A 16,107-nucleotide genomic window follows, 5' to 3' on the forward strand; every position below is an offset into this window, starting at 1 on the left:
GGTGACGGGCGCGCGAGGCCGTCCCCTCCCGCGATGCGGGAGAGGAGGCTTCGCGGTGCGTCGTCAGACCGTCCAGGGGGCCGGCTTCTCCGGGTTCAGCCCGTACTTGGCGATCGCCTCGGCGACCTTGGCGGCCGGCACGGCGCCCTCCTCGGCCAGGCTCTTGAGTGCCGCGACGGCGACCCAGTAGCGGTTGACCTCGAAGAACTCGCGCAGGCGCACCCGGTAATCCGAGCGGCCGAAGCCGTCGGTGCCGAGCACCTTGTAGCGGCCCGGCACGTAGGGGCGGATCTGGTCGGCGAAGAGCCGCATGTAGTCGGTCGCCGCGATCACCGGGCCCTGACGGCCCGTAAGGCAGGTCTCGACGTAGGACTTCTTCTGCGGCTCGGTCGGGTGGAGCATGTTCCAGCGCTCCGCCGCCATCGCCTCGCGGCGCAGCTCGGTGAAGCTCGGGCAGGACCAGATGTCGGCCGAGATCCCGAAATCCTGCTCCAGCAGCTCGGCCCCGGCGATGACCTCGCGCAGGATCGTGCCCGAGCCCATCAGCTGGACCTTGAGCTTCCCGCCCTCCTTGCCCTCGCGGAACAGGTACATCCCCTTGAGGATCCCGGGCGCCGCCCCGTCGGGCATGCCGGGATGCTCGTAGTTCTCGTTCATCACCGTGATGTAGTAGAACACGTCCTCCTGCTCGGCATACATCCGGCGCAGGCCGTCCTGCACGATCACCGCCACCTCGTAGGAGAAGGTCGGGTCGTAGGAGACGCAGTTCGGGATGGTGGCCGAGATCAGGTGGCTGTGGCCGTCCTCGTGCTGCAGGCCCTCGCCGTTGAGGGTCGTGCGGCCGGCGGTGCCGCCGATCATGAAGCCGCGGGCGCGCATGTCGCCGGCGGCCCAGGCGAGGTCGCCGATGCGCTGGAACCCGAACATCGAGTAGTAGATGTAGAACGGGATCGTCGGCGCGTCGGAGTGGGAGTACGAGGTCGCGGCCGCGATCCAGGACGACATCGCGCCGGCCTCGTTGATGCCCTCCTGGAGCATCTGGCCCTTCTCGTCCTCGCGGTAGTACATCAGCTGGTTGGCGTCTTCCGGCCGGTAGAGCTGGCCGACCTGGCTGAAGATGCCGAACTGCCGGAACATGCCCTCCATGCCGAAGGTCCGGCTCTCGTCGGGCACGATCGGCACGATGCGGTTGCCGATGTTCTTGTCGCGCAGGAGCGTGTTGAGCACCCGCACGAACGCCATGGTGGTGGAGATCTCGCGGCCCGCGGTCTCCTTCAGCTGGGCCGAGAAGGCGTCGAGCGGCGGGACCTGCAGGGCCTGCGATTGCTGCCGGCGGGCCGGGAGCGGACCGCCCAGCGCCTTGCGGCGGGCCATCAGATACTCGTGCTCCGGCGACCCCTCGGGGAAGCGGATGAACGGGATCTCGGCGATCTGGTCGTCGGACAGGTCGATCTGGAAGCGGTCGCGGAACTGCTTGAGGACCGCCTCACCCATCTTCTTCTGCTGGTGGGTGATGTTCTGGGCCTCGCCGGCCTCGCCCATGCCGTAGCCCTTGACGGTCTTGGCGAGGATGAGGGTCGGCTGGCCCTTGTGCTTCACCGCCGCCGAATAGGCCGCGAAGACCTTGCTCGGGTCGTGGCCGCCGCGGGTGAGACGCCAGATGTCGTCGTCGCTCCAGTCCTTCACCAGGGCGGCGGTCTCCGGGTACTTGCCGAAGAAGTGCTCGCGGATGTAGGCGCCGTTCTTCGACTTGAAGTCCTGGTACTCGCCGTCGACGCACTCCTCCATCAGGCGCGCCAGCATGCCGGTGGTGTCGCGGGCCAGCAGCTGGTCCCAGCCCGAGCCCCACAGCACCTTGATGACGTTCCAGCCGGCGCCGCGGAAGTTGGCCTCGAGCTCCTGGACGATCTTGCCGTTGCCGCGCACCGGGCCGTCGAGGCGCTGCAGGTTGCAGTTGATGACGAAGACCAGGTTGTCGAGCTTCTCGCGCGAGGCGAGCGAGATCGCGCCCAGCGACTCCGGCTCGTCCATCTCGCCGTCGCCCATGAAGGCCCAGACCTTGCGGCCGTCGGTGTTGGCGAGACCGCGATGGTGCAGGTAGCGGAGGTAGCGCGCCTGGTAGATCGCCATCAGGGGCCCTAAGCCCATCGAGACGGTCGGGAACTGCCAGAAATCCGGCATCAGCCAGGGATGCGGGTAGGACGAGAGGCCCTTGCCGCCGACTTCCTGGCGGAAGCTCAGCATCTGCTCCTCGGTCAGGCGGCCTTCCAGGTAGGCGCGGGCGTAGATGCCCGGCGAGGAATGGCCCTGGACGTAGATCAGGTCGCCGCCTCGCTCCCCCTCGGCGCCGTGCCAGAAATGCATGAAGCCGGTGTCGTACAGGGTCGCGGCGGACTGGAAGCTGGCGATGTGGCCGCCGAGCTCGGACGAGTCCTTGTTGTTGCGCAGGATGATGGCGATCGCGTTCCAGCGGATCGCCGAGCGGATGCGGTGCTCGATCACCCGGTCGCCCGGATGCGGGTCCTGCTTGTCGGCCGGAATCGTGTTCAGGTACGCGGTGTTGGCCGAGTACGGAACCGGCGCGCCCTTCTTGCGGGCGCCCTCGATGACCTGCTCGATGAGGAAGTGCGCCCGATCCGGGCCTTCGACCTCCAGCACGCCGTCGAGCGAGTCGAGCCACTCCTGGGTCTCGACGGGGTCGAGATCGCGACTGCGTTCCACGTTATCCTCCCTAAGGTCATACTCGATCGGCGGGTCGAGCTGCCGCAGGCGTCAGCATTGTTCGTGCCACCGCTATGCTTCCGCAACCCGACTGATATTGCAAGGGTTTAGCTCACCCGGCGGCGGCCGATGTTCTGAGCATCCGCATCATCCGCGTCGTTGCAGTGCGGAAACCCGGAACCGCCGCGGGCTCGACAGACATCACGGCTTCGCGCCGTCTTCAAGACTCGGATTTGGTCGTGGGGGGCGTCGATGCCCCGAAGCCCTGCTGGAACATCTTGAGGAACATGTTCTGCATCTGGTCCGCGCCCTGGGGGAAGACGGTGAACCAGCTGCGCATGATCGCGTCGGGCGAGAAGCGATCCATCTCGGCCATCATGCGCCGCTCGACCTCGGCCATCACCGCCGCCTGGAGCGGCTCGACGTTGGGAAGACCAACGAACTGGCGTGCCTCGACCGGGGTGCAATCGACCTCGACGCGGAACTTCATCGCATACTTCCTTACTCGGTCCCCGCATCGAGCTTAGAGCACCTTTTGACCCGTCTGGGAACCGGGCCGGCCGCAAAAAAATGCGGTGATATCAAGGACCTAGTCTAACAAGACGGAAGTGGCCGCACGTCGCGCGGCCGCCCTGGGTTCTACGACGAAGGTCGTATGCGCCCCCTCGGCGATTCCGAGGCCGTTGTAAAGCCGCATTGTTACGGGTCGGCCATTCTGTAACCCGGGCCGGTGGACGATTCGGCCGCTGCGGGCTCGGCCGACCGCGATCCTGCGGCCCAGGGCGCTGCCGCGAGCCGGCGCTCCAGGAACGCCACCAGGGCCGTCACCCGGGCCGGCCGGGCGGCGCCCGGCGGCATCAGCAGGTTGAGCCCGACCGCAAGCGGCGACCAGCCCGGCATCACCCGCTCGAGCCGTCCGGCGCGCAGGTCGTCCCAGACCAGGAAGTCGGGCTGCACCGCGAGGCCGAGGCCCGCCCGCAAGGCCGGCGTCAGCGCGTCGGCGTTGTTCGCCCGCAAGCGCCCGGCGGGCGTCACCGTCGCCTCGGCGCCGGTCGCGTCGTGGAAGTGCCAGCGCTCCGGGTTCGGCAGGTAGGCGTAGCCGAGGCAGGCATGGGCCGAGAGGTCGCGCGGGTGCTCCGGCCGTCCGGCCCGGTCGAGATAGGCGGGGGCGGCGACGAGCGAACGCCCGACGGCGCAGAGGCGGCGCAGGCGCAGGCTCGAATCGGCGAGCGCCGCGATGCGCAGGCCCAGGTCGAAGCCGTCGCCGACGAGGTCGACCTGCGCGTCGCTCAGGTGGAGGTCGACGGCGACCTCCGGATGCGCGGCGAGGAACTCGGGCAGGAGCGGCGCCACGTGGGCGAGGCCGAACGACATCGGGGCGGCGAGGCGCACCAGGCCCCGGGGCGTGGCCGATTGCGCCAGGGCCTCCGCCTCCGCCGCCTCGCCCGCCGCCAGGATGCGGGCGGCCCCGTCGAGGGCGAGCCGCCCGGCCTCGGTGAGGGCGAGCCGCCGCGAGGTGCGGTGCAGGAGCGAGGCGCCCAGGCGCCGCTCGAGCCGGCTCACCGCCTTCGAGACGGTCGCCTTCGACAGGCCGAGCTCGGTCGCGGCGCGGGAGAACGACGCGGTCTGGGCCACCCGGGCGAAGATCGCCCAGGCTTCGAAATCGGGCAGCGCCATGGGCCATGTCCGGAAACGATGGGTTTCGATTGTTTCTATTTCTGGCCGCCAGGGCAACCCCTAGATTGCCCTCATCGCGGCGCCGCCGGCCGCTTTCCCCGCCGGCCCGCCCACCGGGAGTTCCCGACCATGACCACCACCACGACCGAAGCCGTCTCCGCCGGCCTGCACCACGTCACCGCCATCTCGGGCCCGGCGCGCCGCAACCTCGACTTCTATACCCGCATCCTCGGGCTGCGCCTCGTCAAGAAGACCGTCAACTTCGACGACCCCGGCACCTACCACCTGTATTACGGTGACGCGGACGGTGCGCCCGGCACGATCCTGACCTTCTTCCCCTGGGAGTATGTCGCCCCCGGCCGGGTCGGGGTCGGGCAGACCGAGGAGACGGCGTTCCGGGTGCCGGCGGGCTCGATCGGCTACTGGACCCATCGCCTGGTCGCGGCCGGCATCGCCTTCGAAGCACCCGCCAAGGTCTTCGGCGAGACGGTGCTGCCGTTCCGCGATCCCGACGGGATGCGGCTCGCCCTGGTCGGCGTCGCCGGCGCCGAGGCCGAGCCGGCCTGGGGCGGATCCGACGTGCCGGCCGAGCACGCGGTGCGGGGTTTCCACGGCGTGACCCTGATGCTGCGGGACGCCGCGCCCACCGCCCGGGTGCTCACGGAGGTGTTCGGCTGGACCGAGACGGGACGGGAGGGCTCGCTCACCCGCTACACCGGCGCGGCCGGGCTCGGCGGCCACGTCACCCTGCGGGAGGCCGGCGACTTCCTGCCCGGTCGCTCCGGCGGCGGCTCGGTCCATCACATCGCCTTCCGGGCCGCCGACGACGCGAGCCAGGGCGCGATGGCGGAGCGGGCCGGGGCGCTGGGCCTCCAGGTGACCGAGCAGCGCGACCGCAACTACTTCCGCTCGGTCTACTTCCGCGAGCCCGGCGGCGTGCTGTTCGAGATCGCCACCGACGCGCCGGGATTCGCCGCCGACGAGCCGGCGGAGGCCTTGGGCGAGGCGCTGAAGCTGCCGGCCTTCCTCGAGCCGCACCGGGCCGAGATCGAGCGGGTGCTGCCGGCGCTGGCGTGAACCCGGAACGAGCCTGGGCCTCCACGGCCCGGGCCACATTGGGGCGGCGCCCGAGCGGGTGCCGCCCCATCTCATTGATTTCGCTAAGATTTTTGCGAAGGACCGGTGTCCGCGTGGTCGAGCGACGCCCTCGCTGCCGCCCGCGCGTGGTAACCATCGGTTAAGCAAACATGGTTACCCAAATCTTCCTGGATTTCTGGGAAGCTCGGGTCATGGTGGATCAGAACGACGTCGCCGGCGCGCCGGCTCCGGCCGGTGCGGCGCCTGCCCCGGACGGCGCGGCGCCGAGCCCAGCCGGGGTGCCGGCCAAGCGCAAGTTCGCCGGCCTCCCCGGATTGCCGAAGCTGAAGACGACGACCCTCGCCGGTCTCCTCTGCGCGGCCTGCCTCGGTGCCCTGGCGGGCGGCGGCACGGTGGCGCTGATGGGGGCGGTCCAGGGCGGTGGGTCCGGCATCCCGCAGGCCGAGTGGGCGCGGCTCGGCGGCCGGGTCGAGGCCGCCACCGCCGAATCCGCCCGGCTCGCCACCGACCTGTCGCTCCTGCGCGACCGCACCATCCAGGCCCACGATTCCGCCGACAAGGGCCGCGCCGAGGCCGGCGCTCGCCTGGGCCAGATCTCCGAGCGCCTGGAGCGGTTGCAGCGCCAGGACGGCGACCTCGCCGGCAAGGTCGCGGCCGTGGCCGAGCGCCTCGCCGCTCTCGCCGAGCGCCAGGAGCATGCCGACCGCGAGCAGGCGGTCCGCCTCGCTGCGCTGACCGACAAGCTGGAGAAGCGCCAGGGCGCAGCAGCGCCGGTCGCCGCGGTGCCGGTTGCACCGAACCCGGCGCCGATGGCGGCGGCTCCCGCGCCGGCCCCGAAGCATGTCGCGGCCGCGGAGCCGGTCCTGACCGGCAGCCTGCCCGACAAGCCGGCGGCCACGGCCAAGCCGGGCACCATCGAGGGCTGGGTGCTCCGCGACGTCTATGACGGGATGGCGATGATCGAGAACCGCAACCGACGCCTCGTCGAGGTCGGCCCGGGCGATACGCTGCCGGGCGCCGGTCGGGTCGAGGCGATCGAGCGCCGCGGCCGGTCATGGGTCGTGGTGACCAGCAAAGGCGTGATCACCCCGCAGGCCTGGTAGGCGCCGCGCTCAGGCGTGCTGCAGGGCCGGCGCCGCCTGCCCGGTCGGGGCGGGACCCTGCGCCGGCAGGAAGCCGGCGGCAGCGCGCCGGCGACCGCGGGCCTTGGCCTCGGTCCGGGCGGCCTTGGTGGGATGGAGAAGCTCGGCGAGGCGGGCGAGGCTCTCGGCGTCGTCGAGGTTCCGTGACTCGAAATCGGGCATGATTGTCCCCCGGGCACGCGGCCCGTGGCTGGTGGGGGGTACGCATACTCACGCTTGAGAACCAGTAACGGTGAAGAACTTGTACAGTTCCGCACCACGCGTCACGCTGCAAGAAAAAGTTTCGGCCTACCACCCAAAGACGGTATCCGCCCCTTGCAACACTGCCGGAGGGTCTAACCGCGCGCCGGCATGATCGGCGTGCGCCAACGCACGCCGGGCGTTGTGCGGCGCATGATGATCGTGTGTGCGTTGCGATGCAGAGAAACGGCGCAGCGCGTCGGACGGCCGCGAATACCGAATCATCCGTGGGACGCTACACGTGAAAGCTTAGCCGTTCGTGCCGTGGCCGAATGTCGGTACGGTGCGATCCGGGATGCCCCCATGGGCGATACCGCCGACGCCTAGCCGCGCACCCCAACCACGATCCACGCGAATCGGTTCCATCGGCCTTGGCAAGCCTGTCCGGTCAGGGGAGGCAGCGACCTACTGGATACGTCCGCGGCCGGCCCTGCCACCCTCCGCGTCATTCCGGGGCCGCGGAGCGGAGCCCGGAATCCAGAAACGTAGGTGATTCAGAAGAAGGCGGAGCGGTCTGCGCCTAATCCTGGACATTCCGCGGCTCTGGATTCCGGGCTCCGCTACGCGGCCCCGGAATGACGCCGAGGGGGTCAAGACTGTCGAGCAGGTCAAACAAGCTCTCAGCCCCGCGATTCCGACGCGGCGCGGGCCGACTGGGCCATGCGGATCAGGTCCCGCACGGTGAGTTCGTGATGCTCGGGCGGCTCCGCCTCGGCCGTCCGCGGGGTGGCCTCGCGGGCCAGCACCGTGCGCTGCGTGCGCCGGGTGAGCCCGGTTCGCCATGCCTGCGCCAACGCTATCATGGGCGCCCCTCCCGTGATCGTTCAATAAAAACTAACAAACCTTCGCCGTTCGATAAAGTCTTGACAGGACGATTGTCGTCACAGCCGGGTCGGCAAGGATTGCCGCCCGGCCTGCCAAGCGCTTGCTGCTGCCTCGTTATTTATGCGAGGGCGACGCGCCGCGGATCGCAAGAATTCTGTCCTGGCCTATGCTGATTCGCGCGAGGCCGACCAGGCAGCCGGCGAATCAGCGGGTATCCTCGCGCAGGAGCTCGGTGTTGATGGCGAAGGCCGCCATCGCGCCCTCGGCGGCGGCCACGATGGCGAGCTGGACCCGCCGCGAGGCGTCACCGGCGACGTAGAGCCCCGGCACGTTTGTCTCCTCGTACTCGCCGGTCGGCACCGTGCCCTTGCGCGAGAGGTCGCAGCCGAGCCGCTCGACGAGCGGGGAGGGGATGCAGGGCCCGGTGACGAAGAACAGGGCGGCGCAAGCGAGCGCCGTGCCGTCGCGCAGGCGCACCCGGGCGAAGCGTCCATCCTCGCCCTCGAGCCGGGCGACCGCGCGCTCCTCGATCCGAATGCCGTGGCGGGCGAGGCGGTCGCGCTCCGGAGCGTCGAGGCCGCAGGGCCCGTCGGTGAAGAGAGTCAGGTCGCGACTCCAGGCGGTGAGTTCCAGCGCCAGCCCCATCCCGGCTCCCTTGCCGGCGGCGCCCGGGCCGTAGACGGCGAGCGGCCGGTCGCGGTTCTCGTAGCCGTCGCAATAGGGGCAATGATGGACGCCGTGGCCCCAATACTCCGAAAAGCCCTCGATGGCCGGCAGGTCGGTGCGCAGGCCGGTGGCGAGGATCATCCGGCGGGCATCGGCCCGGCGCTGGTCGTCCATCACCACCCGGAAGCCGTCCGGACGGCGCACCGCGTCGGCGACGCGCCCGTCCCAGATCTCCACCGTGTCGTAGGCGGCGAGCTCCCGCCGCCCCTCGTCGCACAACGCGCCGGGGGCGCGGCCGTCGCGGCCGAGGAAGCCGTGCATGCGCGGCGTCACGGCGTTGCGCGGGTGGCCGGCATCGATCAGCAGCACCCGGCGCCGGCAGCGGCCCAGGATGAGCGCCGCCGACAGGCCCGCCGGCCCGCCGCCCACGATGATCACGTCATGGATGATGACGTCGTGCATGTCGCTGTCCCGAGAACCGTCACTCGGGAATAGACGCATCGGCGGCAGGCCGGGTTCGCCGCACCGCCTACGAAAACGGGCGCTTGCGCGCCCGCTTCCAACGACGACGGGCGCTTGCGCGCCCTCCTGCAACGAAAAAGGGCGCTCGCGCGCCCCCTTCCGATCAGCGATTGACGCCGCTGGATCAGGCCGCGGCGGTGCTGGTGGCGATGCCCTTCTCGGTGAGCAGCTGCTGCAGCTCACCGGACTGGAACATCTCGCGGGTGATGTCGCAGCCGCCGACGAACTCGCCCTTGACGTAGACCTGCGGGATGGTCGGCCACTGCGAGAAGGCCTTGATGCCCTCGCGGATCTCCATGTCCTCGAGCACGTTCACGCCCTTGAACGGCACCCCGAGGTAGTTGAGGATCTGGGCCACCTGGCCCGAGAAGCCGCACATCGGGAATTGCGGCGTGCCCTTCATGAACACCACCACGTCCTGGGACTTGATCTCGGTCTCGATGCGGCTGTTGACGTCGGTCATGGGCTCTACCTTCCGTGTGTACCGTAGCTAGTGATGGTCGCGCGGGTTTTGCAAGGCCGCGGCGAGGCGCAGGAGCGCCCAGTCGAGGGTGAAATCCTCGGCCACCAGCTCCTCGGGGGTGAACGGGTTGCGGTCGGGCAGGCCGAGCGCCAGCGAGTCGCCCCACACCGCCAGCTCTGCCGCGGCCTCAGCCTTCGCGTCGTGCCAGAGGGCGTCCCAGTCGACCCGCTGCCGCATCGACCGCGTGTAGCGCCGTCGCGCCGTCGCGTGGAATGCGACGATCTCGGCCCGCCACGAGCGCACAGACTGAGCCCTCGGGCAGGACAGATACTTGAGGACGTGGACCAGCATCACCTGCAAGGTGCCCTCGAGGGATCTGATCTCCGATCGACCCACGTCCTCGACCTCCTCGACGATGTTCTCCCAATCGAGGACGTTCGAGAGTTCGGGCCGCGCCGCCAGAGCGCGAAGGGCCGCCGCCTGCTGCTCCGCCCAGGCGACGACGTCTTCGTCGTAGAGGCTCGGCTGATCCGTGCGGATCTCGTCCATGCGGCGGTCCTCGGTGTCGTTCAATCCTGCGGCACGCCGGTGGTCAGGGCAAGGGCGTGCAGCACGCCGCCCATGCGCCCCTGGAGCGCGCCGTAGACCATCTGGTGCTGCTGCACCCGCGACTTGCCCTTGAACGCCGCCGACACGACGGTGGCGGCGTAGTGGTCGCCGTCGCCGGCGAGGTCGCGGATCTCGATCGTGGCGTCGGGGAGGGCCTCCCGGATCATCGCCTCGATCTCGCGGGCATCCATCGGCATCGGGTCGTCTCCTGTTCAGGCCGCGTCGGCGGCCGGGCCCGCCATATAGGTCGGCAGCCAGCCCTCATGCGCCTGGCGCAAGGTCTCGAGGTCGACGATCTCGTCGCCCGGCAGGGTCAGCGAATCGGCGCCGGTGACGCCGATCACCGCCGCGTCGATGCCCTGCGCGCTCGCGCTGTAGAGCAGGTCGGCGACCGCGTCGGGCTCCACCGCCAGGAGATAGCGGCCCTGGTCCTCGCCGAACAGGTAGGCGTGGCAGGGCACCGGCAGCGGGCATTCGGGGAGCACCGCGCCGATCTTGCCGGCGAGCGCCATCTCGGCCACCGCCACGGCGAGGCCGCCGTCCGAGAGGTCGTGGACGGTGTCGACGAGGCCCGAGGTGATCAGCCCGCGCACGAAGTCGCCGTTGCGCTTCTCGGCGGCGAGGTCGACCGGGGGCGGCGCCCCCTCCTCGCGGCCGCAGACCGTTGCGAGGTAGGCCGACTGGCCGAGCCAGCCCTTGGTCGCGCCGATCAGCACCAGGGCGTCGCCGTCGCGCTTGAAGGCGATGGTGGCGATCCGGTTCACGTCGTCGACCACGCCGACGCCGCCGATCGTCGGGGTCGGCAGGATGCCGACGCCCTCGGTCTCGTTGTAGAGCGAGACGTTGCCGGACACGACCGGGAAGTCGAGGGCGCGGCAGGCCTCGCCGATGCCCTGGATGCAGCCGACGAACTGGCCCATCACCTCCGGCTTCTCCGGGTTGCCGAAGTTGAGGTTGTCGGTGATCGCCAGCGGACGGCCGCCCACCGCCGTGATGTTGCGCCAGGCCTCGGCCACCGCCTGCTTGCCGCCCTCGACCGGATCGGCCTCGCAGTAGCGCGGCGTCACGTCGGTGGTGATGGCCAGCCCCTTCGGCCCGTCCTCGACCCGCACCACCGCGGCGTCGCCGCCGGGCTTCTGCACGGTGTTGCCGAGGATGAAGTGGTCGTACTGCTCGTAGACCCAGCGCTTCGAGCACAGGTCCGGCGAGCCGACGAGCTTGGCGAGGGCGTCGACGTTGCGCATCGGCGCCGCCACGTCCTCGGCCTTGATCTCGGGCTGGTAGGCGTTCTGGCGGTGCGGCCGGTCGTAGAGCGGCGCCTCGTCGCCGAGCTCCTTGATCGGCAGGTCGGCGACCGTCTCGCCGCCGTGCTTGATGACGAAGCGGAGCGTGTCGGTGGTGTGGCCGATGATCGCGAAGTCGAGGCCCCACTTCACGAAGATTCCTTGCGCCTCCGCCTCCATGCCGGGCTTGAGCACCATGAGCATGCGCTCCTGGCTCTCCGACAGCATCATCTCGTAGGCCGTCATGCCGGGCTCGCGGGTCGGCACCGCGTCGAGGTTCAGCTCGACGCCGAGATTGCCCTTGGCGCCCATCTCGACCGCCGAGCAGGTCAGGCCCGCCGCGCCCATGTCCTGGATCGCGATCACGGCGCCGGACTGCATCAGCTCCAGGCAGGCCTCGAGCAGCAGCTTCTCGGCAAAGGGGTCGCCGACCTGCACGGTCGGACGCTTCTCCTCCGACGAGGCGTCGAAGGCCGCCGAGGCCATGGTGGCGCCGTGGATGCCGTCTCGGCCGGTCTTCGAGCCGAGATAGACGATCGGATTCCCGACGCCCGTGGCGGCGGCGTAGAAGATCGCGTCGGTCCTGGCGAGGCCGACCGCCATGGCGTTGACCAGGATGTTGCCGTCGTAGCGGGTGTGGAAGCCGACCGCGCCGCCGACCGTCGGCACGCCGAACGAGTTGCCGTAGCCGCCGATGCCCGCGACGACGCCCGAGACGAGGTGGGGCGTGCGCGGATGGTCCGGCGAGCCGAAGCGCAGGGCGTTGAGCGCCGCGATCGGCCGCGCACCCATGGTGAAGACGTCGCGTAGGATGCCGCCGACCCCGGTGCCCGCGCCCTGGTAGGGCTCGATGAAGCTCGGGTGGTTGTGGCTCTCCATCTTGAACACGCAGGCGAGCCCGTCGCCGATGTCGATGACGCCGGCATTCTCGCCCGGGCCCTGGATCACCCACGGCGCCTTGGTCGGCAGCGTCTTCAGGTGGAGCCGCGAGGACTTGTACGAGCAATGCTCGTTCCACATCGCCGAGACGATGCCGAGCTCGGTGATGGTCGGCTCGCGCCCGATCAGCCCGACGAAGCGCTGGTACTCGTCCTCGGTCAGGCCGTGCTGGCGCACGAGCTCGGGCGTGATGGAGACGTCGTTGCGGATCATGCGGCATCCTCTCGCCGGTCGGGCGGCCCTGCTGCCCGTGCGCTTAATGCCTGATGGGACCCGAAGGCAACTCGCGACGACGCGTTGGACCGCTCGGTTATGCGGCTTGCACCGCCGCGGCCGCGTGCCGGCGCCGGCTGCGGCGCCGGCCGAGATAGAGCAGCAGCCCCGTCACCCCGAAGAGCGGCATCGCCAAAGCCGCCAGCAGGAAGGCGATCCGGCCGGCGAGGCCGAAGAACCGCCCCTCGTGCAGGGCGAGCATGCTGCCGGTGAGCCGGGCGCCCAGCGGCCGCTCGGCGTAGAGGTCGCGGGAGTCGAGGGTACCGTCGGGCCGGAAGCGCCACTCGTCGCGGGCCTGGGGGTGGGCGGCGTCCGGCGCCACCGCGCGGATGCGGATCGTCTCGCCCTCGCGGGCGGGGGCGAAGGAGGCGGTGGCGTAGCGGCCGTTCGTGGCCGCCGCGAAGGCCGCGAAGGCGGGATCGAGGGGGCCGGGCGCGGCCTCCTTCTTCTCCATGCCTTTCCTGTCCATGCCCCGGGCGGCGGCCGCGGCGGCCGGGCGGCCGGCGAGGAGCATCGTCACCCCGTCGCGGTACCAGCCGTAGGACCACCACAGGCCGGTCAGCGCCATGACGAGGTAGAGCACCAGCACCCAGGTGCCGACGACCGCGTGCAGCGACCAGTACAGCGCCCGGCCGCGGCGGGCGAGCGCCGGCTTCAGCCAGATCCGCCAGTCGCGCCGGCCCTTCGGCCAGCGCAGGTAGAGGCCCGACAGCGCGAGGTAGACCATCGCCAGGGTCGCGGCGCCGGTAAGGGTGCGGCCCCAGCCGTCGCCGTTGCCGGGCAAGAGCAGCCACCGATGCAGCCTCCGCACGGTGCCGAAGAACGCCTCGCCCCGGGCCGGGCCGAGGATCCGGCCGTCATAGGGGTCGACATAGGTCTCGGTGCCGCGGCCCGGTCCGTCGGCGAGCCGCACGCGCGCCGCGCCGTCGGGCGCGCCGCTCAACGTCATCAGCGTGACGCGGCAGCCCGGCGCCTCCTCCTTGAGGCGGGCGACCAGCGCGTCCGGCGTGAGGCGCGGGGCCTCCCGCGCCGGCACGGTGACGATGCCGGGGCTCATCAGGCCCGTGACCTCGTCCTCGACGCTGAGGATGCCTCCGGTCACCCCGACCAGCATCAGCACGAGGCCGGCGGTCAGGCCGAGGAACCAGTGGAGCTGGAACAGGACGGGTCTCACCGGCAAGCCCCCGGGACGGCCGTGGTCGCGGGCGCGGAGCCTGCCTCGGGCTGAATCATGATCCGTATTCCCGCGTCGCGCGCCGGGCTGATCGATCGCTGCCGCAAGATCGTCGGCCGATAGTCCTCGTCGCGGTGACGCTTATGCGCCGGGTGAAGCGGGTGTCAATGATTCCGGCGTGGATCGTATGCGGAATTTTCTTTTAATAATTCCAGACAGAGCGTGAATGCAAGTCGATGCTCAAATTAGTCTTCGGAGACTGGTGCATCTCACATGTAAGGTGCCAGCAACGGCGAACGGGCGCAGTTTCGGCTTGACGAGTCTCTCTCCCGCACCGGACTCTCACCCTCGGCAACGCGACGCCGGCCCTGACGGGCCCGAGACGATCGCGACCGAGAGGAGAGGAAGCATGACGTCCATCCGCGAGGCGCTGCGTGGCGCCGTCGTCGCCGTATCCCTGTGCGGCCCGTCCGCCATCCTCGCGCTCGGGGGAGGCGCCGCGACCCTGGCGCTCGCCGGCCCGGTCCTGGCGCAGGAGACCGTGAAGATCGCCTTCATCGATCCGCTCTCGGGCGGCGGCGCGCCGACCGGCGAGGCTGGTTTGCGCCACTTCCAGTACATGGCCGAGGTGCTCAACGCCCGCCAGAAGCAGTTCCGCTTCGAGGTGCTGGCCTACGACAACAAGGTCAACCCGCAGGAGACCCTGATCGCCGCCCAGAAGGGCATCGATGCCGGCGCCCGGGTGCTGGTGCAGGGCAACGGCTCCTCGGCCGCGGCCGCGCTCACCGACTTCGTCGCCAAGCACAACGAGCGCAACCCGAACCGCCAGGTCATCTACATCAACTACTCCGCCGTCGATCCGTCGCTGACCAACGAGAAGTGCAACTACTGGCACTTCCGCTTCGATGCCAATTCGGACATCAAGATGGAGGCGCTGACGAACTTCATGAAGACGCGGCCGGAGATCAGACGAGTCTACCTGATCAACCAGGATTACTCGTTCGGCCAGTCGGTGCGGTCCCAGGCTCGCGCCATGCTGAAGGCCAAGCGGCCCGACATCGAGATCGTCGGCGACGAGGTGACGCCGCTGCAGAAGGTCAACGACTTCTCGCCCTACGTCGCCAAGATCAAGGCGTCGGGGGCGGATGCGGTCATCACCGGCAACTGGGCCCAGGACATCAACCTTCTGCTCAAGGCCGCCGCCGAGGCCGGGCTCCAGGCCAGCTTCTATACCTATTACGCCGGCGGGACCGGCGGACCCTCGGTGGTGCGCCAGACCGGGCTCGCCCACCGGGTGTTCGAGGTCTCGCAGGGCGCCGCCAACGAGGGCGATGCAACTGCTCAGGACTTCGAGACCGCGTTCCGGGCCCGCACCGGCATCGGCTCGACCTATCCGCGCGCCTTCAACGCGATGAACGCGCTCCTGACCGCGATGCAGGAGGCCGGCTCGTCCGAGGCGCGCAAGGTGGCGCCGAAGCTCGAACAGGCTCGCTTCAAGCCGCATCTCGGCAGCGAAGGATACGTGCGGCCGGACGACCACCAGTATTTCCAGACGATGTTCGTCCACTCCTTCGGCCCGATGGAGCCCGGCATGCGCTTCGACGAGGAGGGCACCGGCTGGGGCTGGAAGATGGTCGGCCGCGTCGAGACCAAGGACACGCTGGTGCCGACCACCTGCCGGATGGACCGGCCGAGCTGACGCTCGATTCGACCTGCTGCATCCATCGACCTGGCGCCGGGCCGACACCTCTCCGTGTCATCCCGGGGCTCGCCGCAGGCGAGAACCCGGGATCCATAACCGCTGACGATGCAGGATCAGGCGGCACGCAAACCGCTTCATCCTCAGGCGTTGGCGGCTATGGATCCCGGGCTCCGCTTTCGCGGCCCCGGGATGACGCGGAGGGTTCAAGGTCGGTCAGCGAGTTCCCGCAAGCTGTCAGACTCTGGAGCGGATGAGCGCTCCTACGAAGCCCGGTCCGCCTCGGTCAGCGCATCGAGGAAGGCGTCGAGCATGGCGGCCGCGAAGGCCTCCATGTTGGCGGCGCGGTCACCGTGGCCGGTCTCGCGGGTCAGGCGGCGGGTGACGGGGCCGGCCACCGCCAGGCAGGTATGGCCGGCGGCGTCGCCGTAGCGGTTGCCGCCCGGCCCCGCGGCACCGGTCTCGCACAGGCCCCAGACCGCACCGTGGCGCTCGCGCACGAGGGCGGCCACGCGCTCGGCATAGGGCTCGCTGGCGCTGCGCAGGCCCGCCATCCCGGCCTCGTCGAGCCCGATCAGGGCGCGGCGCGCCTGGGCCGTGTAGACCACCGCGCCGCCGAGATAGTAGGCGGAGGCGCCCGGCACGGCCAGAAGGGCTGCGGAAACGAGGCCGCCAGCGGAGGATTCGGCCACCGCGACGGTCTCCCGCCGGGCCGTCAGCCGGGCGGCGACGAGCCCGGCCTTATCCATCAACTCGCGCAAGCCGCGTCCTCCTGC

At 70.2% G+C, this 16,107-nt stretch carries 15 protein-coding genes; 3 read left to right on the forward strand and 12 right to left on the reverse strand.

Annotation, left to right across the window (positions count from 1 at the left end; translation table 11 throughout):
* Nucleotides 1-63 precede the first annotated feature (63 nt).
* From aceE to BM430_RS06885, 3 genes are all read right to left on the reverse strand, one after another.
* Nucleotides 64-2,721: a pyruvate dehydrogenase (acetyl-transferring), homodimeric type gene (gene aceE / locus BM430_RS06875; RefSeq protein WP_093566508.1), complete on the reverse strand. Its 2,658-nt coding sequence runs from the start codon at nt 2,719-2,721 to the stop codon at nt 64-66.
* 220 nt (nt 2,722-2,941) lie between these two features.
* Nucleotides 2,942-3,211, reverse strand: coding sequence for a DUF6489 family protein (locus BM430_RS06880; protein ID WP_093566509.1), 270 nt, complete (start codon nt 3,209-3,211; stop codon nt 2,942-2,944).
* 209 nt (nt 3,212-3,420) lie between these two features.
* The gene (locus BM430_RS06885; RefSeq protein WP_093566510.1) at nt 3,421-4,398 is read right to left on the reverse strand and encodes a LysR family transcriptional regulator; all 978 of its coding nucleotides are present in this window, start codon (nt 4,396-4,398) and stop codon (nt 3,421-3,423) included.
* Nucleotides 4,399-4,527: 129 nt separating this feature from the next.
* Here BM430_RS06885 and BM430_RS06890 point away from each other — a divergent pair, with 129 nt between their 5' ends.
* Complete coding sequence (locus BM430_RS06890; RefSeq protein WP_093566511.1) at nt 4,528-5,475, forward strand: ring-cleaving dioxygenase; 948 nt, start codon at nt 4,528-4,530, stop codon at nt 5,473-5,475.
* A gap of 212 nt (nt 5,476-5,687) precedes the next feature.
* Complete coding sequence (locus tag BM430_RS06895) at nt 5,688-6,599, forward strand: hypothetical protein (protein ID WP_093566512.1); 912 nt, start codon at nt 5,688-5,690, stop codon at nt 6,597-6,599.
* Nucleotides 6,600-6,608: 9 nt separating this feature from the next.
* Here BM430_RS06895 and BM430_RS06900 read toward each other — a convergent pair whose 3' ends face one another.
* From BM430_RS06900 to BM430_RS06935, 8 genes are all read right to left on the reverse strand, one after another.
* Complete coding sequence (locus BM430_RS06900; protein ID WP_093566513.1) at nt 6,609-6,800, reverse strand: hypothetical protein; 192 nt, start codon at nt 6,798-6,800, stop codon at nt 6,609-6,611.
* 698 nt (nt 6,801-7,498) lie between these two features.
* Complete coding sequence (locus BM430_RS06905) at nt 7,499-7,681, reverse strand: hypothetical protein (RefSeq protein ID WP_093566514.1); 183 nt, start codon at nt 7,679-7,681, stop codon at nt 7,499-7,501.
* A 226-nt stretch (nt 7,682-7,907) separates the two neighbouring features.
* Nucleotides 7,908-8,831: an NAD(P)/FAD-dependent oxidoreductase gene (locus BM430_RS06910; protein ID WP_244539356.1), complete on the reverse strand. Its 924-nt coding sequence runs from the start codon at nt 8,829-8,831 to the stop codon at nt 7,908-7,910.
* 184 nt (nt 8,832-9,015) lie between these two features.
* On the reverse strand, nt 9,016-9,354 hold the full coding sequence (gene grxD, locus BM430_RS06915) for a Grx4 family monothiol glutaredoxin (protein ID WP_093566515.1): 339 nt from the start codon (nt 9,352-9,354) through the stop codon (nt 9,016-9,018).
* A gap of 27 nt (nt 9,355-9,381) precedes the next feature.
* The gene (locus tag BM430_RS06920) at nt 9,382-9,903 is read right to left on the reverse strand and encodes a DUF29 family protein (RefSeq protein WP_093566516.1); all 522 of its coding nucleotides are present in this window, start codon (nt 9,901-9,903) and stop codon (nt 9,382-9,384) included.
* Nucleotides 9,904-9,923: 20 nt separating this feature from the next.
* Nucleotides 9,924-10,160, reverse strand: coding sequence for a BolA family protein (locus tag BM430_RS06925; RefSeq protein ID WP_048444429.1), 237 nt, complete (start codon nt 10,158-10,160; stop codon nt 9,924-9,926).
* 15 nt (nt 10,161-10,175) lie between these two features.
* Nucleotides 10,176-12,398, reverse strand: a complete 2,223-nt coding sequence (purL, locus tag BM430_RS06930; RefSeq protein ID WP_093566517.1) for a phosphoribosylformylglycinamidine synthase subunit PurL — start codon at nt 12,396-12,398, stop codon at nt 10,176-10,178.
* A gap of 97 nt (nt 12,399-12,495) precedes the next feature.
* Nucleotides 12,496-13,632 (reverse strand): PepSY-associated TM helix domain-containing protein, encoded by a 1,137-nt coding sequence (locus BM430_RS06935; RefSeq protein WP_244539357.1) that lies wholly within the window; start codon nt 13,630-13,632, stop codon nt 12,496-12,498.
* Between the two features lie 409 nt (nt 13,633-14,041).
* Here BM430_RS06935 and BM430_RS06940 point away from each other — a divergent pair, with 409 nt between their 5' ends.
* A complete protein-coding gene (locus BM430_RS06940; RefSeq protein ID WP_093566518.1) occupies nt 14,042-15,331 on the forward strand; it encodes a branched-chain amino acid ABC transporter substrate-binding protein in 1,290 nt (429 codons plus the stop codon).
* 263 nt (nt 15,332-15,594) lie between these two features.
* On the opposite strand, the gene BM430_RS06945 is transcribed toward BM430_RS06940, so the two are convergent.
* A complete protein-coding gene (locus BM430_RS06945; RefSeq protein ID WP_093566519.1) occupies nt 15,595-16,092 on the reverse strand; it encodes a CinA family protein in 498 nt (165 codons plus the stop codon).
* Nucleotides 16,093-16,107: the final 15 nt, after the last annotated feature.

Origin of the sequence: Methylobacterium sp. 174MFSha1.1, from assembly GCF_900116815.1 — a bacterium.
Taxonomy (GTDB): domain Bacteria; phylum Pseudomonadota; class Alphaproteobacteria; order Rhizobiales; family Beijerinckiaceae; genus Methylobacterium.